This is a genomic window from Sporichthyaceae bacterium, from assembly GCA_036493475.1.
In the GTDB taxonomy this organism is placed as follows: Bacteria; Actinomycetota; Actinomycetes; order Sporichthyales; family Sporichthyaceae; genus DASQPJ01.
Genome location: DASXPS010000014.1, coordinates 1 through 18,924 on the forward strand (window position 1 = coordinate 1; position 18,924 = coordinate 18,924).

The window sequence follows — 18,924 nt, forward strand, 5'->3', positions numbered from 1 at the left end:
GAGTTCCGAGCCACCGCACCACCGCCCGGCGGGCGGCCGACTCCGAACACCGTGGGACCAGAATCAGGGCTACCCGGCCCTGTCCACATCAGCCGACCCGACCGACTCGAATCACCCGAACGGCCGAGTCGAAACCCGACATCGTGCGCGATTCCCCCTCAGCCCAGACCCAGGGCTCGGTAAATCTCCAGGGTCGCGGTGGAGCGATTCAACGTGTAGAAGTGCAAACCGGGCGCACCGCCCTCCAGCACCCGGGCGCACAACTCACCGGCCACCTCCACCCCGATCTTGCGCACCTCAGCCGGGTCGTCGGCCACCGCCTCCAGTCGCTCCGCCAGCGCCGCCGGGAACACCGCCCCGGACAACTCGGCGAACCGCTTTATCTGCGAGACGTTGGTGACCGGCATGATCCCCGGCAGGATCGGGATCGTGCAGCCGTGCGCCGCCGCGCGGTCGACCAATCGGAAGTAATCGTCGGCGTCGAAGAAGAACTGGGTGATCGCGAAGTCCGCGCCCGCCTGCGCCTTGCGGGCCAGGTAGCGCGCATCGGTCTCCAGATCGGGGGACTCGGGGTGGCCCTCCGGCCACGCGGCCACCCCGACACAGAACCCGCCGAGTTCGCGCAGCATGCCGACCAACTCATCGGCGTGCTCCAGACCGTCCGGGTGTCGTTCCCAGGCCGCGGTGGGCCCGCCGGGCATGTCGCCGCGCAGCGCGAGCACGTTGCGGATGCCGGCCGCCGCGAATCCGCCGATGACGTTACGCAACTCCGTCCGCGAATGCCCCACGCAGGTCAGGTGCCCGACCGCGGTCAGCGTGGTCTCGGTGGCGATGTTCTCCACGATGCGCACCGTGCGATCGCGGGTGGACCCGCCGGCGCCGTAGGTCACCGAGACGAACGTGGGGCCGAGCGGCTCGAGTCGACGGATGGCCTGCCACAGCGTGCGCTCGCCCTCGTCGGTGGCGGGCGGGAAGAACTCGAATGAGTACGAACGTCCGCCGGAAGCCAACAATTCGCGCATGGTGCTCGCCAGGCCGGCCCGGCCGGACCGCCCACCCCCACCGGTCGTCATAGTGACTGCAGCGTAGTCACCGGATGGGGGAACGGGTGCGCATCGTCAGCGGGCCGACCGAACAGGTGGTGATCGTCGGCGCCGGGTTGTCCGGGCTGTCCGCCGCACTGCGCCTGGTCGCCGCCGGACGAAGCGTCACGTTGCTGGAGCGGGAAAGCGTGCCCGGTGGGCGGGCCGGGGTGTGTCGGGCGAAGGGCTACACCTTCGACACCGGCCCCACCGTGCTGACCATGCCGGACCTGATTGCCGATGCGTTCGACTGTGTCGGGGAACACATGGCCGACTGGCTGACGCTGCGTCGGCTGGACCCGGCCTACCGGGTCCGGTTCGCCGACGGCAGCACGCTGGATGTGCGCGCCCATCCGCAGGACACCGCGGCCGAAATCGCCGCGCTGTGCGGACCGGCGGAGGCGCAGCGCTACCACCGCCTGGTCGACTGGCTGACCCGGCTGTATCGCTGCCAGATGCGCAGCTTCATCGACCGCAACCTCGATTCTCCGCTGGCGTTGCTGAACCCCGACCTGGCCCGGTTGGTGGCCGCGGGCGGCTTCGGCCGGCTGGCCCCGGCCATCGACGCACGGCTGAGCGATCCCCGGTTGCGGCGGGTGTTCTCCTTCCAGTCCATGTACGCGGGCCTGGCGCCGGCCGAGGCATTGGCCTGCTACGCCGTGATCTCCTACATGGACACGGTGGCCGGGGTGTGGTTCCCCGACGGCGGTCTGCACGCGTTGCCCACCGCGCTGGCCGCGGCGGCGGTCAAACACGGGGCGGACGTGCGCTACGACACCGAAGTGGTCGGGGTGGATCGGGCCGCCGGACGGGCGGTGGCGGTGCGTACCGCGGCCGGGGAACGCGTGCCCTGCGATGCCCTCGTGCTCACCGTCGACCGGCCGGTGGCCGTCGAACGCCTGCTCGGCCGGCGTCCGCGGCGCCGGTTGCGCTACTCCCCCTCCTGCGCGCTGCTGTTGGCCGGAGCCCCCGCGGCAGGCCCGCACCGGGCACACCACGAGGTGGTGTTCGGCAACGCCTGGGAACGCACCTTCGCCGAAATCATCGACCGTGGTCGGCTGATGAGCGACGAGTCGTTCCTGGTCTCCACCGCGTCCCGCACGGACGCCTCGCTGGCCCCGGCCGGCCGGGATGCACACACCGTGCTGTTTCCCACCCCGAACCTGACGGGCCATCAGGACTGGGCGGTGCTGCGTGGTGGTTACCGAGACCACATGCTGCGGGTACTTGCCGAGCGCGGCTACCCGGAGTTTGCGGCCGAGGCCGAGGTCATCGACCTGGTCACGCCCGCGGACTGGGCCGCGCGCGGGATGGCCGCGGGCACCCCGTTCGCCGCCGCGCACACGTTCCGACAGACCGGCCCGTTCCGTCCGGCCAACCTGGCCCGCGACTGGGCGAACGTGGTGTTCGCCGGTTCCGGCACCGTGCCCGGTGTGGGCATCCCCAGCGTGCTGATCTCCGGCCGGTTGGCGGCGGAGCGGATCACCGGCCCGGATCGGATCTACCGCTCCCGCGCCTGGCCGCTGTGACCGTGCCAGGATCTCCCCATGGACGACACGCAGCGAGCTGACGAGCCCGAACCGGGGACCGACGAAACCGAAACCGAGGACGCCCCCGACGTATTCGCCGGGGACGACGACCGCGCGAAGTTCCGCGAGGCCCTGGCCCGCAAGACCGGACGAGGCGGGGGCAGCGCTCAGGGTGGCGACAGTGGCTCCAAGGTGGGCTCGGCCCACGGTCCGGCCAAGGCCCAGCGCACCTTCCGACGCAAGTCCGGCGGCTGAGCGGCGCGCCGTAGGCTGTGCACGTGCTGCACAGCCGGATCCTGGACGCCGCGGGCATCGACGACCCCGAGTTGCGGGCCTCCTACCTGCGGTGCCGGGATCTGCACTCACGGCACGGGCGCACGTACTACCTGGCCACCCGGCTGCTGCCCAGCGCCCGACGGCCGTACGTGTGGGCACTGTACGGGTTCGCCCGCCACGCCGACGAGATCGTCGACGACCCGGCCCCGGCGATCTCCCCGGCGCAGCGCGCGGAGCAGCTCGCCCGGTGGTCCCAGCTCCGCCTGGACGAGTTGCGGGCCGGGGCGAGCGAGGACCCGATCGGCCGGGCCATGGCCGACACTGTGCACACCTGGGACATCCCGCTGGAGCACGTGGCCGCATTCCTGGACTCGATGCGCGCTGACCTGACGGTGCATCAGTACGGCACGTTCGACGACTTGCTCGGCTACATGTACGGGTCGGCCGCGGTGATCGGGCTGCAAATGCTGCCGGTGCTCGGCCCGCTGACTCCGGACGCCGTCGAGCCCGCGATGGCGTTGGGCATCGCCTTCCAGCTGACCAACTTCATCCGCGACGTCGCCGAGGACCTCGACCGCGGGCGGCTCTACCTGCCGCTGGAGGACCTCGACCGCTTCGGCGTCTGCCGCACGGATCTCGAGCACGGCACGTTCTCCCCCGCCGCCCAAGATCTGATCCAGTTCCAGATCGAGCGGGCCAGGCACTGGTACGACCGCGCCCGCCCCGGTATCGACATGCTGGAGCCGGCCGGTCGGGAGTGCATCCGGGCCGCGTTCGTGCTCTACGCCGGGATCCTCGACCAGATCGAGCGGGTCGGCTGCGACGTGCTGCGCGGCCGCGTCGCAGTGCCCCGGGTAACCCGGGCGCGGGTCGGGTCCGGCGCCTACCTGCGGGCCCGCCGGGCCTGGCCATCGGCATCTCGACGACCGAACCAGTCCCACCAGGTCCAGGTCCACAGCACCAGCGCGAAGCCGAACAACAGGTCCTCCACCGGGGCGTAGGCGACCCGCCCGGAGCCGAGGAACACCGCGCGGCTGCCGCCGAGCACCACGTCGGCGTCGTACCGCACGATGTGCCGGCCGGTCAGCCAGCCGTTGGTGAGCAACTGGAAGAACAACACGATTCCGTACGCGATCCAGAACTCCGCCCGCCCGATCAGCCGGGTGCGCACCCCCCACCGGTCCACCACCAGCGCGACGAGCACCGCGAGCACCGCGGCAACCGTGTAGCTCACCGCTTCTTCCGCAACGTCCGCACGGCCTCCAGGGTGAGCAATACCGCGATCGGGATCACCACGAAGAAGGCGATCTCCTCGATCGCCATGCCGCCGGGCAACCGCACATCCACGGTCTGCCGGCGGTCGAAGCTCCACTGCCCGGCCGCGGTGGCCATCAGGTCCCAAGCTCCGAATGGCAACAGCACCACGACCAGCGTGGCCAGCAACCGGCGCGGCCGACGCAGCACGCGGGCACCGAGCAGCCACTCCAGGGGTGCCACGAACGCGGCAACCACGGCCAGCATCGCCAGGTACGAGAGGTGACGCACACGTGATTGTCGCGCGCGCCGGCGCCGGCGCGTTGCGGGCCGGCGCTCCGGTGGGCGAGGTGCCCGCAGGGGTCGGGACATCTCGCCCACCGGCTTCCGGGCGGACTCTCGGGGTACCGGCCGGTGGCGGACACCGTGGTCCCCGCCGGTCACGACGCTACTGGCCCCCGACCTGCGAGGAAGCGATTTTGCGGAATCCTGCGGTCCGGCAAACGAGTGCTTGCGCCCGGCTAACTCACGGTCCGTCAGTTATGTCAACACCGACCGCGCGCAACCGGGTCGCGAAGGCCGCCGCGGCGGCACCCGGATCGTCCGCCTCGGTGATCGCCCGGACCACCACGGCGCGGCGCGCGCCGGCCTCGATGATTTCGTCCAGCCGGTCGAGGTCGATGCCCCCGATGGCGAACCACGGCCGCCGGGCCACCGCTGCGGCATGACGCAGCAGCGCCGGCCCGGGCGCGGGCCGCCCCGGCTTGGTCGGCGTGGGCCAGGTCGGTCCGACGCAGAAATAGTCGACCCCGTCCTCGGTGTTGGCGTCGTCCACCTGCTCGATGTCGTGCGTGGACCGACCGATCAGCGGTCCTCCCCCGATCAGCCAACGGGCGTCGGGCACCGGCAGGTCGTCCTGGCCGAGGTGCAGCCCATCGGCGTGTGCGGCGTAGGCCAGGTCCGCCCGGTCATTGACCGCGAAAAGCGCCCCGTGCCGGCCCGCGACCTCGGCGAACACCTCCAGTGCGGCCAACTCGTGGCGGGCCTCCATGTGCTTCTGGCGCAACTGCACGATGTCCACCCCGCCGGCCAGCACCGCGTCCAGGAACTCGGCCAGGTCGCCCTGCCGTTCCCGGGCATCGGTGCACAAATAGAGCCGGGCGTCGGCCAGTCGCTCGCGATTGTTCATCAAAAGCCCAGCGCCTGCGCGCGGCGGCGCACCTCCGTGCCGCGGTTGGCCCGCAGCGCCTCCACCGGGGTGCCGGGCAGCGCCTCGTCGGCAGTGAACAACCAGCTCAGCGCCTGGTCGTCGGAGTAACCGGCGTCCGCGAGCAGGGTCAGCGTGCCCGGCAGACCTTTCACCACGGCACCGTCGAGGAAGAATTCCGCCGGCACGCACAGCACGGCGTTCTCCCCGCGGCGCCGGGCCAGGAACTGCCGGTCGGAGTAAAACTGCCGGGCGCGAGCGGCATCCACTCCGAGTTCCGCGGCCACCTCGGGCAGGGTCAGCCAGCGGCTGACCCCGGCCTGCACCGGATCCGTGGCATCGGTCACCTCGTCATTCACGCCCCCAGCCTTTCATCGCTTGTCGCCCCGACCTGCTCGCCCTCAACGCATGACATGCGCAAAAGGCGCTTGTCATGCGCCTGGACGGCCGACAACCACGCACAGCGCATGTCATGCGCCGACCGTAAGCTGAGGCCAAATGACCCCCACGGCCTCTTCCCAGCCCACGCCGGACGTACTGATCGTCGGCGCCGGGCTGATCGGTCTGGCGATTGCCTGGCGGGCAACGGGCCGCGGGCTACGCGTTGCAGTGGTCGATCCCTCCCCCGGGTCGGGGGCATCCAGGGTGGCCGCGGGCATGCTCGCCCCGGTCACCGAAGCGGCGTACAACGAGGGCGCGTTGCTGCGCCTCAACCTGGCCTCGGCCGCCGCCTATCCCGACTTCGTCGCCGAGCTCTCCGCGGCCACCGGACTGGACACCGGCTACCGGGCCAGCGGCACGCTGCTGGCCGCGGTGGACGGCGACGACCTCGCGCACGCCGCCGAGCTACACGCCTTCCAGCGCGGGCTGGGACTCGACGTGGAGGTGGTGGACGCCCGCGAGCTGCGCCGCCGGGAGCCGCTGCTGGCGCCGGGGCTGCGCGGTGGTCTGTGGGTGGCCGGCGACCACCAGGTCGACCCGCGTCGACTGTTGGACGCCCTGCTGGCCGCCTGCCGGGCGTCCGGCGTCCGGTTCGTCGCGGCCGCCGCGGCCGGGGTCGCGAGTCGCGCCGGACGCGCGCTGGGCGTGGAGCTGGCCGACGGCACCCGGCTGGCCGCCGGTCGGGTGGTGTTGGCCGCCGGGGCGCACACCGGGCGACTCGCCGGCCTGCCGACCGGCGCCCTGGGCTGTCTACGCCCGGTGAAGGGCCAGGTGCTGCGCCTGCGCGGCCCGGCCCTGCTCGGCCGCACCGTGCGTGGCCTGGTCCGCGGTGCCAGCGTCTACCTGGTGCCGCGAGCGGACGGCGAGGTGGTGGTCGGCGCCACCGTTGAGGAACAGGGCTTCGACACCTCGGTCACCGCCGGGGCCGGCTATGAGCTGCTGCGGGACGCACTGGAGTTGGTGCCCGCGTTGAGCGAGCTGGAATTCGTCGAGATCAGCGCCGGCCTGCGTCCCGGCACCCTGGACAACGGCCCGCTACTCGGCCCCGCCCACCTGGACGGCCTGGTGCTGGCCACCGGGCACTATCGCAACGGGGTTCTGCTCACCCCGATCACCGCCGACGCCATCACGGCGGTGCTCACCGACGTCGACCCGCCGGCGGTTGCCGCACCGTTTCACGCCCGCCGGTTCACCGACCGCGGTCGGCGGATCGCGGTGGGCCAATGACGACGCCGGAGGACGGCGGCCCGTTCGCGGTGATCGTCAATGGGGAGACCAAGCAGGTCGAGTCCGGCACGACGGTGGCCGACCTGGTCGCCGACGTGGCGGGGTCACCGGACGCCCGTGGAGTGGCCGCGGCGCTCAACGGGGCGGTGGTGCCCCGCGGACGATGGACGGTGGTACAGCTCGGCGAGGACGACCGCCTCGAGGTGCTGACCGCGGTGCAAGGGGGATGACGATGACTCAGATCGCTGTTGCCGAGGACATCGAGCCGTTGCTGATCGCCGGCCGCAGCTTCGGTTCGCGACTCATCATGGGTACCGGCGGCACGCCCAGCATGGAGATCCTGGAGCAGGCGCTGGTCGCCTCGGGCACCGAATTGACCACGGTGGCCATGCGTCGGGTGGATCCGAACGCTCGCGGTTCGGTGTTGGACCTGCTGCGCGACCTCGGCATCGCGGTACTGCCGAACACCGCCGGGTGTCGCACCGCCGGCGAGGCACTGCTCACCGCCCGGCTGGCCCGCGAGGCGTTGAATACGGACTGGGTGAAACTCGAGGTGATCGGCGACGAGCGCACCCTGCTGCCCGACCCGGTGGAGTTGCTCGTCGCCGCCGAGATGCTCGTCGCGGACGGCTTCGTGGTGTTGCCCTACACCAACGACGACCCGATCCTGGCCCGCCGCCTGGAGCAGGCCGGGTGCGCCGCGGTGATGCCACTGGGTTCCCCGATCGGCTCCGGTTTGGGCATTCGTAACCCGCACAACATCCGGTTGATCGTGCAGGACGCCGGCGTCCCGGTGGTGTTGGACGCGGGCATCGGCACCGCCTCGGATGCCGCGCTGGCCATGGAACTCGGCTGCGACGCGGTGCTGTTGGCCTCAGCGGTCACCCGGGCCGCGGACCCGGCGGCAATGGCCACCGCGATGCGGCACGCGGTGTTGGCCGGGCGCCTGGCTTACGGCGCCGGACGTATCCCGATACGGACCAGGGCGGAGGCATCCTCCCCGGTCTCGGGCATGTTGCGGCAGTGACGCAATTTCCGTGGAAGGGCCGTCTGCCCGGGTGCAATCCGTAGACTGACGGCCGATGAGCACGGCCACCGTCGACCCGCTGGTCGGCCAGCTGTTGGACGGGCGCTACCGCGTCACGCGCCGGCTGGCCCGTGGCGGCATGGCCACCGTGTACACCGCGGTGGACTCCCGGCTCAACCGTGAGGTCGCGCTCAAGGTCATGCATCCCGGCCTGGCCGAGGATCGCGAGTTCGTCGACCGGTTCATCCGCGAGGCGCACGCCGCGGCCCGGCTCTCACACCCCGCCGCGGTGGCCGTTTACGACCAGAGCGCGGATTCCGGACACGTGTTCATCGCCATGGAGTACGTCGCCGGGCGCAATTTGCGTGACTGGCTGCGCGATCGCGGCCGGCTGACACCGCGGGAGACCTTCGCGGTGCTGGAGCCGGTGCTCGCCGCGCTCGCCGCGGCCCACCAGGCCGGCCTGGTGCACCGCGACATCAAGCCGGAGAACGTGTTGATCGCCGACGACGGCCGGGTCAAGGTCGCCGACTTCGGCCTGGCCCGCGCGGTCAGTGCCGCCACCTCCACCGGCACGCTGATCGGCACGGTGGCCTATCTGGCCCCGGAGCAGGTCGAGCGCGGCGTCGCGGACCAGCGCACCGACGTGTACTCCGCGGGCATCCTGCTCTACGAGTGCCTCACCGGTTTCCAGCCGCACGGCGGCGAGACGCCGATCCAGATCGCCTACCAGCACGTGAACGCCGATGTGCCCCCGCCGTCGGCGATCCGTCCGTCGTTGGCTCCGGCGCTGGACCACCTGGTCGCCCGGGTCACCTGCCGCAACCCGGCCGGGCGACCGCCCGACGCGGGCGCATTCCTCGCCGAACTGCTCGCCGTGCGCCGCTCGCTCAGCCCGGCCGAACTCGACGACGCCGGTCCGGTGGAGACGTCCTACGCGCCGACCGTGGTGGTGGAGCGTGGCGCGCACCGCGCCTCGGCAACACCGCCGCCGCCGATGCCGCAGCCGGCGTCGGCGCCGCAGTACACATCCCCTTTGGCCACGCCGTCCACCCCGTTCCCGACGCGTCCGTTGTTCTCCCCGGGTCGATTGGCCCGGCGGCGCAACCGCGGCCGCGCCGCGCTGGTCGTGTTGCTCGTGCTGGCGGTCGCGATGGGGCTGGTCGGTTGGCGGGTGGCCGCGGGCAATTCGGTGTCCGCCCCGTCACTGATCAACCTCAGCCGCGCCGACGCGCAGACCCGCGCGGAGCAGGCCGGCCTGCATCCGAACTTCTCCGGCGAGGCGTTCAGCGAGAACGTGAAGGCCGGCCAAGTGGTCAGCACTGATCCGGCGGCCGGCCACCGGGTGGCCAAGCACGGCACGATCACCGTGGTGCTGTCCAAGGGCCCGGAGCGCTACTCGGTGCCCACCGTCTCCGGCAAGTCGGTGAACGACGCCAAGGCCGCGCTGGCCGGTGCCCATCTCGCGGTGTCCGATCAACAGCGCCACGACTACAGCGACACGGTGGCGCAGGGCTCGGTGATGGGCACCGATCCGGCCGCGGGCACGGCACTGAAGCCCAATGCCGTGATCACGCTGATCATCAGCGACGGCGGCAAGCCGGTGCGGGTGCCCGAATTGGTCGGGCACAGCATCGACGACGCCACCAAGACGCTGGCCAAGCTCGGCCTCAAGGTCGCCTTCGACGACACCGACTTCGACCCGTCCGGCGACGTGCTGGCCCAGGATCCCGTCCCCGGCAGCCGGGCCTTCCGCGGCGACACGGTGCACCTGCAGGGTTCGGGCGCCAGGGTCACCGTGCCCAATGTGATCGGGATGAGCCGCCAGCAGGCGACCCAGACACTGCAGGCCCAGGGTTTGCAGGCCGACGACGAGGGGTTCGGCCTGTTCTGCAACACGGTCAACGATCAGGATCCGCCGGCCGGATCACGGGTGGCCCGCGGCTCGCAGGTGGGTATCAGCTGTTGAGGTGCCCCCGCGGGCAACAAACGCTTGGCGAACCGGCAAACTTCGCTTAGGCTTACCTAAGGTTGATTCCGACCGGAAGCGAGCGTCCCTCATGTACGTCTGCCTGTGCCACGCGGTCACCGAGGAGGAAATCCTCGATGCCGTGGACACCGGCGCGCACACGGAGGCCGCTGTTGCCGAGGTGACGCACGCGGGCACCGGGTGCGGCTCGTGCCTGGCGCGGTTGGGCGACCTGCTCGACGGGGCCGCCCCGTACGGCTGCCGGTTGCGAGCCCTGCCCGCCACTGCCTGAGGCACCTGACACCCCATCAGGCAAGCCAGGCCTTCGATGACATCCTCCGGGGCAGCCCGATAGGTTCGTCGTGGCATATCGCACGCATCCGGAGGACGGCACCCATGCAAGGTGACCCCGAGGTCATCGCCCTGCTCAACGAGCAGCTGACCAGTGAGCTCACCGCGATCAACCAGTACTTCCTGCACGCGAAGATGCAGCAGAACTGGGGCTACACGGAGCTCGCCGAGAAGACCCGGCACGAGTCCATCGAGGAGATGCACCACGCCGAGGAGGTCACCGACCGGATCCTCTTCCTCGAGGGGTTGCCGAACTACCAGCGGCTGCTGCCGTTGCGCATCGGGCAGACCGTGCGCGAGCAGTTCCAGGCCGACCTGTCGGTGGAACTGGACGTGGTGGAGCGGCTGCGGCCGGGCATCATCATGTGTCGGGAGAAAAGCGACGCCACCTCGGCGAACCTCTTCGAGCGGATCCTCGCCAACGAGGAAGAGCACATCGATTACCTGGAGACGCAGCTCGCGTTGATGGACTCGTTGGGCGAGCCGCTCTACCTGGCGCAGTGCGTGTCCCGCCCACCGTCCAACTAGGGAGTGGTCATGGCCGGGTTTCTTCAGATCGTCGTGTACTCGACCTCGCGCATCGACGAAATCAGGGCAGCCGGAAAGAAGTTCGGCGCGGGCGCTTCGTCCGGCCCGACCCGGGTGATCGTCTGCGCGAGTCTCGACGTGCCGAACCGCTACGCCACGATCGTCGAGTTCGACTCCTACGACGCCGCGATGGAGAACAGCAACCGCCCGGAGACCGGCGAGTTCGCGGCGCTGATGACCTCGATGTGCGACGGCCCGCCCACCTTCTACAACCTGGACGTAATCGAATCGGAAAAGCCGAACCCGGCCGCCTCCGGCTTCCTCCAGGTGATCTTCTACACGACCACCCGCTTCGACGAGCTTCAGGCCGCCGGCCACGCGTATCGGGACCGCATGGCCGGAAGCGACGCGCCGGCGCCCACCCGCGTGGTGATCACGCGCAACCGCGACGAAGCGAACGGTTACCTCACGCTGGTCGGCTTCGCCTCCCACGACGAGGCGATGGCGAACAGCAATCGACCGGAAACCGGGGAGTTCGCCCAGCTGATGGCATCGTTCTGCGACGGCCCGCCGAGCTTCCGCAACCTCGACGTCCTGGAGAACTACCAGCCGTAGTCAGAGCAGGGCACACAGCACGTCGGCGGCGCGGTCGCAGGCCGCGTCGTCGACGTCGAGGTGCGTGACCAGACGCAGTCGGTAGGGCCCGAGCCCGGAGATCAGCACGCCCTCGGCACGGGCCTTGGCGGCAAGTTCCTCCACCCGCATGTCGTCGGTCGGCAACGCCACGACGACCATGTTCGATTCCGGCGGGACCACCCCGTCGCAGACCTGGCTCAGGCGCTCCGCGAGGCGGCTTGCCCGGGCATGGTCGTCGGACATGCGCTCGATGTGGTGGTCCAACGCGTAGTGCCCGGCCGCGGCCAGGACGCCGACCTGGCGCATGCCACCACCGAGGCGCTTGCGCCACCAGCGCGCCTGCGTGATGAGGTCGTTCGACCCCACGATCAGTGAACCCACCGGCGCGCCCATGCCCTTGCTCAGGCACACCGCGACGGTGTCGAACAGCGTCCCGTAGGCCGACAGCGGGACGCCGGTGGCCACGTGCGCGTTCCAGATCCGCGCACCGTCTAAATGCAGCCGGATACCCGGGCCGTCGGCCCAGTCCCGCAGCGCGCGCAACGCCTCCAGCGGCTGCACCGTGCCGCCACCGAAGTTGTGCGTGTTCTCCACGACGACCACGCCGGTGGACACCAAGAACGGGTTCCCCGCGGGTGCGGCCAAATCCTCTACCTGCGATACGTCGAGCCGCCCCCGATCGGCGGTCCAGGTCCGCGTGGTCACCGCGCCGAAGGCCGCGTGCGCCCCGAGCTCGGCGCGCACGATGTGCGCAACGGAATCGCAGAGCACCTCCTCGCCGGGCTGGGCGAGCAGGCGGACCCCGAGCATGTTGGCCATCGACCCCGTCGGGGTGAACAGCGCGGCCTCATGGCCGAGCAGGCCCGCGACCCGCTCCTGCAGCGAGAGGACCGTGGGGTCCTCGCCGTACACGTCGTCGCCGACCTCGGCCGCGGCCATCGCCGCCCGCATGCCCTCGCTGGGCCGGGTGACGGTATCGCTACGCAGATCGATCAGTGGGATTCCCGGTACAGGTGCGCGACCTCGAAGGCCAGGTCGAGGGACTGAGTGCGGTTCAGTCGCGGGTCGCACAGCGTCTCGTACCGCTGGTACAGGTCGTCCTCGACCAGTTCCACGCCACCGCCCACGCACTCGGTGACGTCGTCACCGGTCAGCTCCATGTGGATGCCGCCGGGGTGGGTGCCCAGCGCCCGGTGCACCTCGAAGAAGCCGCGCACCTCGTCGAGCACGTCGTCGAACCGGCGGGTCTTCAGGCCGCTGGGCGCCTCGTAGGTGTTGCCGTGCATCGGGTCACACACCCACGGCACCGTGATGCCCGCCGCGGCCACCTTCTCCACCAACCGCGGCAGGTTCTCCCGCACCCGGTCCGCGCCCATCCGCACGATCAGCGTGAGCCGGCCCGGCTCGTTGTCCGGATTCAGCGCCTCGATCAACGCCAGCGCGTCGTCCGCGCTGGCGGTCGGACCGAGCTTCACCCCGATCGGGTTGCGGATCTTGCGCATCAGGTCGACGTGCGCGCCGTCCAGGTTGCGGGTGCGCTCCCCGATCCACAGGAAGTGCGCGGAGACGTCGTAGGGCAGGCCGGTGCGGGAGTCGATGCGGGTCAGTGCCCGCTCGTACTCCAGCAGCAGGGCCTCGTGGCTGGACCACATCTCGACGGTGGCGAACTGATCGGTGTCCACGCCGCAGGCCCGCATGAAGTCCATGGCCCGGTCGATCTCCTTGGCCAGCGACTCGTAACGGCGGCCGGCCGGGCTGGAGGCGACGAAGTCCTGGTTCCAGGCGTGCACCTGACGTAGGTCGGCGTAGCCACCGGTGGTGAACGCGCGCACCAGGTTCAGCGTCGCGGCGGACAGGTTGTAGGTCTTCAGCAGCCGGCGCGGGTCCGGTATGCGCGCCTCGGGGGTGAATTCCGGGCCGTTCACGGCGTCGCCGCGGTAGGACGGCAGCTCGGCACCGTCTCGACGCTCCATCGGGGCGGAACGGGGCTTGGCGTACTGGCCGGCGAGGCGGCCGACCTTGACCACCGGGATGCTGCCCCCGTACGTGAGCACCGCGGCCATCTGCAGCAACGTGCGCAGCTTGCCGCGCAGCGGGTCCGCTCCGCACGCGTCGAAGGACTCCGCGCAGTCCCCGCCCTGCAGCAGGAACGCCTCACCGCGGGCCACCTGCGCCAGCCGAGCCTTGAGCTTGTCGCATTCACCGGCAAACACCAGCGGCGGCAATCCCCGCAGCTCCGCGGTCACCGCGGCGACCGCAGCCGGATCCGGGTAATCCGGCTGCTGCAGGGCGGGCAGGCTCCGCCAGGTGTCCAGGTCCACGCTCACCCGTCCAGATTACAAGCGATTGAGGCGAGTGGAGCACGAGCTTGCTCGTGCTCCCGAGCCGATAGAGCTTGTTGACGAGCGCAGCGAGGAGCACGTTGCTGCAGGTCCAAGCCCGAAATCCGTTATCGCTATCCGAAGAACACCTCGGCCTCGGCGTAGCGGGCGGGGTCGACCAGCTTCAACTCTTTGGTGGCCTCCGCCAGCGGCACCCGGACGATGTCGGTGCCGCGCAGCGCGACCATCGTGCCGAAGTCCTGCTCATGCACGGCGTCGATGGCGTGCAGGCCGAAGCGGGTGGCCAGCCAACGGTCGAAGGCGCTCGGGGTGCCGCCGCGCTGCACGTGGCCGAGCACCACGGCGCGCGACTCCGCGCCGGTACGCGTCTCGATCTCGCGGGCCAGCCGGTCACCGATACCACCCAGTCGCACGTGGCCGAAGGCGTCGGTCTCCCCGGACACCAGTTCCATGGTGCCCTCCTTGGGCAACGCACCCTCGGAGACCACGACGATCGGCGCGTAGTGGCTCTGGAAACGGGACTGGATGAACGCGCAGACCCGCTCGATGTCGAAGGGCACCTCGGGGATCAGGATCAGGTTCGCCCCGCCGGCCATGCCCGCGTGCAGCGCGATCCAACCGGCGTGTCGACCCATCACCTCGACCACCAGCGCCCGGTGGTGCGACTCCGCGGTGGTGTGCAGCCGATCGATCGCGTCCACCGCGATGTTCACCGCGGTGTCGAAGCCGAACGTGTAGTCGGTGGCGCCCAGGTCGTTGTCGATGGTCTTCGGCACCCCGACCACCGCCATGCCCTCGGCACTCAGCCGGGTCGCCACCCCGAGGGTGTCCTCGCCGCCGATGGCGATCAGCGCGTCCACCCCGAGGTCGGCGAGGTTTTTGCGGATGCGCTCGATGCCGCCGTCCACCTTCACCGGGTTGGTCCGCGACGAGCCGAGGATGGTGCCGCCGCGGGGCAGAATGCCGCGCACCTCGGGGATGCCCAGCGTCCGGGTGTTGTTCTCCAGCGGGCCGCGCCACCCGTCGGCGAACCCGAGAAACGAGTGGTGGTACGCCTGCACTCCCTTGCGGACCACGGCCCGGATCACCGCGTTCAACCCGGGGCAGTCACCACCGCCGGTCAACACACCGATGCGCATGTCTCGAACCTATCGGCCGGCCGGGTCTGGACGTTTCGGGCGTGACAAGCGCACGCTGGGGGTAGCGGGCCCTAATCTGCAACCGGAAGGAAGGAGCCTGCCGGATGAACGCAGCGGCATTTGTGGTGTTGTTCGGCTGTACCGCGGCGATGCTCGCCTTCACGCTGTTGTGGGCGCTGGGTACGCGGAAACCCGTACGCCCGCACCCCCACCTGGAGGGGCGCCCCTCGGTGCCCTACTACTACAGCCCGACCGGCATTCAGGACGAGCGCGGCATTAGTTCGCTTCAGTAGGGGCGGCCCGTGGTCCGCAGCTTGTCGAGCGCCTCGGCGAGGATCGCCTCACCGTCGGCGTGCGTGCGCCGCTCGCGCACATAGGCCAGGTGCGTCTTGTACGGCTCGTTGCGCGGCGGGGCGGGCGGAGCCTCGGGGTCCTGCCCGGCGGGCAGGCCGCAACGCGGGCAGTCCCAGAACTCCGGCGCGGTGACGGTGCCGTCCTCGGCGAAACTCGGTCGGGTCTCGTGCCCGTTGGAGCAGAAGTAGGAGATCCAGAAGCGGGGGGCGGCATCACCGCGCTCGGCCTCGCCCATCGGGCCGGCGCCGACCCGGCTGCCCCTGATCGCGTTGCCACTTGCCACAGAGATCTCCCGATGAGGAACTGACCGAGGGTCAGTGCTTCAACAACAAGGCCAGCGATACGCAGCTGGCGACCCAGACGATCATGACGATGTAGGTGATTCGATCGAGGTTGCGCTCAGCGATCGAGGAACCACCCAGCGAGGAGGAGACACCGCCGCCGAAGAGGTCGGACAGGCCGCCGCCCTTCCCCTTGTGCAACAGCACCAGCAGGATGATGAGGACGCTGGTCATGACCAACAGGATCTGGAACAAGGTCACCATGCGCCACACACCGCCTCTCTGATTTCGTTGCCGGGCCAAGACTACGTGGTCATCGGCTGGGGTCCGGCAGCCACACCGCCGCATGGGTCGATGCGTCCGAGGAATCCTCGCACGAGCAGCCCGGACCTACCCACCGGTCAGGTGACCGATTCAGCCGACGGCCTGCTCCCGGTATCGCACGATCCGGGTGAACTCCTCCGGGTCCAGGCTGGCGCCGCCTACCAGGGCACCGTCCACATCGGGCTGCGCCATGATCGCCGCGATGTTGCCGGCCTTCACCGAGCCGCCGTACAGGACCCGCACGGCATCGGCGACGTCGGCGGAATAGAGCTCCTGCACCCGGTCCCGGATCGCCCGGCACACCTCCTGGGCATCGGCCGGGGTGGCCACCTCGCCGGTGCCGATTGCCCAGACCGGTTCGTAGGCGATGACCATGGTGCGAACCTGCACCGCGGAGACGCCCGCCAGACCGCCGTCCAGTTGCGAGAGGCAGTGCCCGACGTGCGCCTCGGCCCGGCGTACCTCCAGGCCCTCACCGACGCACATGATCGGGGTCAGCCCGTGCCGGAACGCGGCCTGCACCTTGGCATTGACTGCTGCGTCGTCCTCGCCGTGATACTGCCGGCGCTCGGAGTGCCCGACCACGACGAATGTGCACTTCAACGCGGCGAGCATGGCCCCGGAGATCTCCCCGGTGTAGGCGCCGGAGTCGTGCGCGGAGATGTCCTGAGCACCGAAGGTGATCCGCAGCCGATCGCCGTCGACCGCGGTCTGCACCGACCGCAGATCCGTGAACGGCGGCAGCACCGCGACGTCCACGGCGTCGAAATCCTTGTCGTGCAGGGCGAACGCCAGCTTCTGGACGAGCGCGATGCCCTCCAGGTGATTGAGGTTCATCTTCCAGTTGCCGGCCATCAGCGGCGTGCGTGCGACCACAGGCGCTCAGTCCTCCAATGCCGAAAGGCCGGGCAAGGTCTTGCCCTCCAGGTATTCCAGGCTCGCCCCGCCGCCGGTGGAAATATGACCGAAGGCGTCCTCGGCGAAGCCGAGTTTCCGCACCGCGGCGGCGGAGTCCCCACCGCCCACCACGGAGAAGCCGTGGGCGTTCACCAGCGCCTGAGCCACCGCGCGGGTGCCCTCCGCGAAGGCGTCCATCTCGAACACGCCCATCGGGCCGTTCCAGAACGTGGTCGCCGAACCCGCCAGCGCCACGGCGAACGCCGCGCCGCTGGCCGGGCCGATGTCCAGGCCCATGCGGTCGGCGGGGATCGCGTCCGCGGGCACCACGATCGCGTCCGCGTCAGCCGCGAACCGGTCGGCGGCGACGATGTCGGTGGGCAGGATCAGCGCCACCCCACGTTTCTCCGCCTCCGCCAGATACCCGCGCACCGTGTCCAGCTGGTCGGTCTCCAGCAGCGAGGTGCCGACCTCGTGGCCCTGCGCGGCGAGGAAGGTGAACACCATGCCGCCGCCGACCAGGATGCGATCGGCCACGCCGAGCAGCCGGTCGATGACCGCGAGCTTGTCGGAGACCTTGGAGCCGCCGAGCACCACCGTGTATGGGCGCTCCGGGTTCTCAGTGAGTCGCCGTAGCACCTCGACCTCGGTGCGCACCAGGTCGCCGGCCGCGTGCGGCAACAGACGGGCGACGTCGTAGACGCTGGCGTGCTTGCGGTGCACCGCACCGAACGCGTCGCCCACGTAGGCATCGGCGAGCGCGGCCAACTGCTCGGCGAACGCGCCGCGCTCGGCGTCGTCCTTGGACGTCTCCGCCGCGACGAAGCGCACGTTCTCCAACAGCGCGACACCGCCGTCGGGCAGCGCGGAGACGGTGGCCGCGGCCTGCTCCCCCACCACCTCGGGACTGAACAGCACCTGCGCGCCGAGCAACTGCTCCAGCCGGTGGGCGACCGGGGCCAGCGAGTACGCCGGGTTGGGTTCGCCCTTGGGCCGGCCCAGGTGCGCGCACACCACGACCCGCGCACCGCCGGCGGCCAACTGCTGAATCATTGGCAGGCTGGCCCGGATCCGGCCGTCGTCGGTGATCCTGTTGCCGTCCAACGGGACGTTGAGGTCACTGCGGATCAGGACCCGCTTGCCGCGCAGATCCCCGAGTTCGTCGACGGTGCGCATGGACGGGATCAGAGCGAGGCACCGACGTGGGAGATCAGGTCGGCCAGGCGGTTGGAGTAGCCCCACTCGTTGTCGTACCAGCCGACGACCTTGGCCTGGTCGCCCTGAACCATCGTCAGCAATGAGTCGAATGTGCAGGACGCCGGTGAGGTAACGATGTCCGAGGACACGATGGGGTCCTCGGTGTACTCCAGGTAGCCCGCCAACGCGCCCTGTGCGGCGGCCTGGAACGCCGCGTTGACCTCGGCCTTGGTGGTCTCCCGACTCAGCGTCAGCACCAGATCGGTGACCGAACCGGTGGGCACCGGCACTCGCATGGCGATGCCGTCCAGCTTGCCCTTGAGCTCGGGCAGCACCAGCGAGGTGGCCTTCGCCGCACCGGTGGAGGTGGGGATGATGTTGGTGGCCGCGGCCCGCGCGCGACGCAGGTCCTTGTGCGGGAAGTCCAGGATCACCTGGTCATTGGTGTAAGCGTGGATCGTGGTCATCAGACCGCGCTCGATGCCGAAGTTCTCCATCATCACCTTGGCCATCGGCGCCACGCAGTTCGTGGTGCACGAGGCGTTGCTGATGATGTGGTGAGCGGCGGGGTCGTAGGAGTCGTGGTTGACGCCCATCACGATCGTGATGTCCTCGTCGCTGGCGGGCGCAGAGATGATCACCTTCTTGGCACCCGCCTCGAGGTGCTTGGCCGCCGCGGCGGCCTTGGTGAAGATGCCGGTGGATTCCACCACGATGTCCGCGCCCAGCTCGGCCCAGGGCAGTGCGCCCGGGTCGCGCTCGGCGGTGACCGCGAAGCTCTTGCCGCCGACGGAGATCTCCGTCTCGCCCGCCTTAACCTCGTGCGGCAGTCGACCCAGGATCGAGTCGTAGCGCAGCAGGTG

The 18,924-nt window shown here is 70.3% G+C and carries 24 protein-coding genes; 11 read left to right on the plus strand and 13 right to left on the minus strand.

Annotated features, from left to right (window positions below):
• Positions 1-158 precede the first annotated feature (158 nt).
• Complete coding sequence (gene metF / locus VGJ14_01480) at positions 159-1,073, minus strand: methylenetetrahydrofolate reductase [NAD(P)H] (protein HEY2831068.1); 915 nt, start codon at positions 1,071-1,073, stop codon at positions 159-161.
• A gap of 23 nt (positions 1,074-1,096) precedes the next feature.
• On the opposite strand from metF, the gene crtI reads away from it, so the two are divergent.
• From crtI to VGJ14_01495, 3 genes are read left to right on the plus strand one after another with little or no spacing between them, the layout of a single operon-like run.
• Positions 1,097-2,611: a phytoene desaturase family protein gene (crtI, locus tag VGJ14_01485; protein ID HEY2831069.1), complete on the plus strand. Its 1,515-nt coding sequence runs from the start codon at positions 1,097-1,099 to the stop codon at positions 2,609-2,611.
• A gap of 18 nt (positions 2,612-2,629) precedes the next feature.
• Positions 2,630-2,866: a DUF5302 domain-containing protein gene (locus VGJ14_01490; GenBank protein HEY2831070.1), complete on the plus strand. Its 237-nt coding sequence runs from the start codon at positions 2,630-2,632 to the stop codon at positions 2,864-2,866.
• A 23-nt stretch (positions 2,867-2,889) separates the two neighbouring features.
• The gene (locus VGJ14_01495) at positions 2,890-3,888 is read left to right on the plus strand and encodes a phytoene/squalene synthase family protein (GenBank protein HEY2831071.1); all 999 of its coding nucleotides are present in this window, start codon (positions 2,890-2,892) and stop codon (positions 3,886-3,888) included.
• Here VGJ14_01495 and VGJ14_01500 read toward each other — a convergent pair.
• The 4 genes from VGJ14_01500 to VGJ14_01515 form a co-directional block, all read right to left on the minus strand.
• Positions 3,771-4,121, minus strand: coding sequence for a lycopene cyclase domain-containing protein (locus tag VGJ14_01500; GenBank protein ID HEY2831072.1), 351 nt, complete (start codon positions 4,119-4,121; stop codon positions 3,771-3,773). The genes VGJ14_01495 and VGJ14_01500 overlap by 118 nt on opposite strands.
• Positions 4,118-4,432, minus strand: coding sequence for a lycopene cyclase domain-containing protein (locus VGJ14_01505; GenBank protein HEY2831073.1), 315 nt, complete (start codon positions 4,430-4,432; stop codon positions 4,118-4,120). Before VGJ14_01505 ends, VGJ14_01500 begins: the two co-directional genes overlap by 4 nt.
• 235 nt (positions 4,433-4,667) lie before the next feature.
• Positions 4,668-5,330: a thiamine phosphate synthase gene (gene thiE, locus VGJ14_01510; GenBank protein HEY2831074.1), complete on the minus strand. Its 663-nt coding sequence runs from the start codon at positions 5,328-5,330 to the stop codon at positions 4,668-4,670.
• Positions 5,330-5,707 carry an Rv2175c family DNA-binding protein gene (locus VGJ14_01515; GenBank protein HEY2831075.1) on the minus strand — a complete coding sequence of 126 codons (378 nt, stop codon included), beginning with the start codon at positions 5,705-5,707 and terminating at the stop codon, positions 5,330-5,332. Before VGJ14_01515 ends, thiE begins: the two co-directional genes overlap by 1 nt.
• A gap of 139 nt (positions 5,708-5,846) precedes the next feature.
• On the opposite strand from VGJ14_01515, the gene thiO reads away from it, so the two are divergent.
• The 7 genes from thiO (at position 5,847) to VGJ14_01550 (ending at position 11,506) form a co-directional block, all read left to right on the plus strand.
• A complete protein-coding gene (gene thiO / locus VGJ14_01520) occupies positions 5,847-7,016 on the plus strand; it encodes a glycine oxidase ThiO (protein ID HEY2831076.1) in 1,170 nt (389 codons plus the stop codon).
• Positions 7,013-7,246, plus strand: a complete 234-nt coding sequence (gene thiS / locus VGJ14_01525; GenBank protein HEY2831077.1) for a sulfur carrier protein ThiS — start codon at positions 7,013-7,015, stop codon at positions 7,244-7,246. The genes thiO and thiS overlap by 4 nt, the downstream gene beginning before the upstream one ends.
• 2 nt (positions 7,247-7,248) lie before the next feature.
• The gene (locus VGJ14_01530; GenBank protein HEY2831078.1) at positions 7,249-8,043 is read left to right on the plus strand and encodes a thiazole synthase; all 795 of its coding nucleotides are present in this window, start codon (positions 7,249-7,251) and stop codon (positions 8,041-8,043) included.
• A gap of 55 nt (positions 8,044-8,098) precedes the next feature.
• Positions 8,099-10,012 carry a Stk1 family PASTA domain-containing Ser/Thr kinase gene (gene pknB, locus VGJ14_01535; protein ID HEY2831079.1) on the plus strand — a complete coding sequence of 638 codons (1,914 nt, stop codon included), beginning with the start codon at positions 8,099-8,101 and terminating at the stop codon, positions 10,010-10,012.
• 91 nt (positions 10,013-10,103) lie between these two features.
• Positions 10,104-10,304 carry a (2Fe-2S)-binding protein gene (locus VGJ14_01540; GenBank protein HEY2831080.1) on the plus strand — a complete coding sequence of 67 codons (201 nt, stop codon included), beginning with the start codon at positions 10,104-10,106 and terminating at the stop codon, positions 10,302-10,304.
• Between the two features lie 104 nt (positions 10,305-10,408).
• On the plus strand, positions 10,409-10,891 hold the full coding sequence (gene bfr, locus VGJ14_01545; protein HEY2831081.1) for a bacterioferritin: 483 nt from the start codon (positions 10,409-10,411) through the stop codon (positions 10,889-10,891).
• 9 nt (positions 10,892-10,900) lie between these two features.
• Positions 10,901-11,506, plus strand: a complete 606-nt coding sequence (locus VGJ14_01550) for a hypothetical protein (protein ID HEY2831082.1) — start codon at positions 10,901-10,903, stop codon at positions 11,504-11,506.
• Here the strand turns inward: VGJ14_01550 and VGJ14_01555 are convergent, their stop codons facing one another.
• The 3 genes from VGJ14_01555 to VGJ14_01565 form a co-directional block, all read right to left on the minus strand.
• Entirely contained in the window at positions 11,507-12,529 is a 1,023-nt protein-coding gene (locus VGJ14_01555; GenBank protein ID HEY2831083.1) for a GntG family PLP-dependent aldolase, read from the minus strand. It lies immediately after the preceding gene.
• The gene (locus tag VGJ14_01560) at positions 12,520-13,854 is read right to left on the minus strand and encodes a 3-deoxy-7-phosphoheptulonate synthase class II (protein HEY2831084.1); all 1,335 of its coding nucleotides are present in this window, start codon (positions 13,852-13,854) and stop codon (positions 12,520-12,522) included. Before VGJ14_01560 ends, VGJ14_01555 begins: the two co-directional genes overlap by 10 nt.
• Before the next feature lie 128 nt (positions 13,855-13,982).
• Complete coding sequence (locus VGJ14_01565) at positions 13,983-15,008, minus strand: 6-phosphofructokinase (GenBank protein ID HEY2831085.1); 1,026 nt, start codon at positions 15,006-15,008, stop codon at positions 13,983-13,985.
• Between the two features lie 104 nt (positions 15,009-15,112).
• Between VGJ14_01565 and VGJ14_01570 the strand changes: the two genes are divergently transcribed.
• Positions 15,113-15,301, plus strand: a complete 189-nt coding sequence (locus VGJ14_01570) for a hypothetical protein (GenBank protein ID HEY2831086.1) — start codon at positions 15,113-15,115, stop codon at positions 15,299-15,301.
• Here the strand turns inward: VGJ14_01570 and VGJ14_01575 are convergent.
• The 5 genes from VGJ14_01575 to gap form a co-directional block, all read right to left on the minus strand.
• Complete coding sequence (locus VGJ14_01575; protein HEY2831087.1) at positions 15,295-15,645, minus strand: RNA polymerase-binding protein RbpA; 351 nt, start codon at positions 15,643-15,645, stop codon at positions 15,295-15,297. The two genes, VGJ14_01570 and VGJ14_01575, sit on opposite strands and share 7 nt — an antisense overlap.
• Positions 15,646-15,676: 31 nt before the next feature.
• Positions 15,677-15,907 (minus strand): preprotein translocase subunit SecG, encoded by a 231-nt coding sequence (gene secG / locus VGJ14_01580; protein ID HEY2831088.1) that lies wholly within the window; start codon positions 15,905-15,907, stop codon positions 15,677-15,679.
• A 150-nt stretch (positions 15,908-16,057) separates the two neighbouring features.
• On the minus strand, positions 16,058-16,843 hold the full coding sequence (tpiA, locus tag VGJ14_01585; GenBank protein HEY2831089.1) for a triose-phosphate isomerase: 786 nt from the start codon (positions 16,841-16,843) through the stop codon (positions 16,058-16,060).
• Positions 16,844-16,849: 6 nt separating this feature from the next.
• A complete protein-coding gene (locus VGJ14_01590; GenBank protein HEY2831090.1) occupies positions 16,850-18,040 on the minus strand; it encodes a phosphoglycerate kinase in 1,191 nt (396 codons plus the stop codon).
• 8 nt (positions 18,041-18,048) lie between these two features.
• The coding region (gene gap, locus VGJ14_01595; GenBank protein ID HEY2831091.1) for a type I glyceraldehyde-3-phosphate dehydrogenase at positions 18,049-18,924 on the minus strand (876 nt) is incomplete at its 5' end.

What these genes read in the sequence shown, in the direction of transcription:
- pknB (HEY2831079.1), top strand. Translation starts at nt 8,099, where the DNA reads ATGAGCACGGCCACCGTCGACCCGCTGGTCGGCCAGCTGTTGGACGGG.
- VGJ14_01565 (HEY2831085.1), bottom strand. Translation starts at nt 15,008, where the DNA reads ATGCGCATCGGTGTGTTGACCGGCGGTGGTGACTGCCCCGGGTTGAAC.
- VGJ14_01530 (HEY2831078.1), top strand. Translation starts at nt 7,249, where the DNA reads ATGACTCAGATCGCTGTTGCCGAGGACATCGAGCCGTTGCTGATCGCC.
- secG (HEY2831088.1), bottom strand. Translation starts at nt 15,907, where the DNA reads ATGGTGACCTTGTTCCAGATCCTGTTGGTCATGACCAGCGTCCTCATC.
- VGJ14_01490 (HEY2831070.1), top strand. Translation starts at nt 2,630, where the DNA reads ATGGACGACACGCAGCGAGCTGACGAGCCCGAACCGGGGACCGACGAA.
- thiS (HEY2831077.1), top strand. Translation starts at nt 7,013, where the DNA reads ATGACGACGCCGGAGGACGGCGGCCCGTTCGCGGTGATCGTCAATGGG.
- thiE (HEY2831074.1), bottom strand. Translation starts at nt 5,330, where the DNA reads ATGAACAATCGCGAGCGACTGGCCGACGCCCGGCTCTATTTGTGCACC.
- VGJ14_01590 (HEY2831090.1), bottom strand. Translation starts at nt 18,040, where the DNA reads ATGCGCACCGTCGACGAACTCGGGGATCTGCGCGGCAAGCGGGTCCTG.
- VGJ14_01550 (HEY2831082.1), top strand. Translation starts at nt 10,901, where the DNA reads ATGGCCGGGTTTCTTCAGATCGTCGTGTACTCGACCTCGCGCATCGAC.
- crtI (HEY2831069.1), top strand. Translation starts at nt 1,097, where the DNA reads ATGGGGGAACGGGTGCGCATCGTCAGCGGGCCGACCGAACAGGTGGTG.
- VGJ14_01540 (HEY2831080.1), top strand. Translation starts at nt 10,104, where the DNA reads ATGTACGTCTGCCTGTGCCACGCGGTCACCGAGGAGGAAATCCTCGAT.
- bfr (HEY2831081.1), top strand. Translation starts at nt 10,409, where the DNA reads ATGCAAGGTGACCCCGAGGTCATCGCCCTGCTCAACGAGCAGCTGACC.
- metF (HEY2831068.1), bottom strand. Translation starts at nt 1,073, where the DNA reads ATGACGACCGGTGGGGGTGGGCGGTCCGGCCGGGCCGGCCTGGCGAGC.
- VGJ14_01570 (HEY2831086.1), top strand. Translation starts at nt 15,113, where the DNA reads ATGAACGCAGCGGCATTTGTGGTGTTGTTCGGCTGTACCGCGGCGATG.
- thiO (HEY2831076.1), top strand. Translation starts at nt 5,847, where the DNA reads ATGACCCCCACGGCCTCTTCCCAGCCCACGCCGGACGTACTGATCGTC.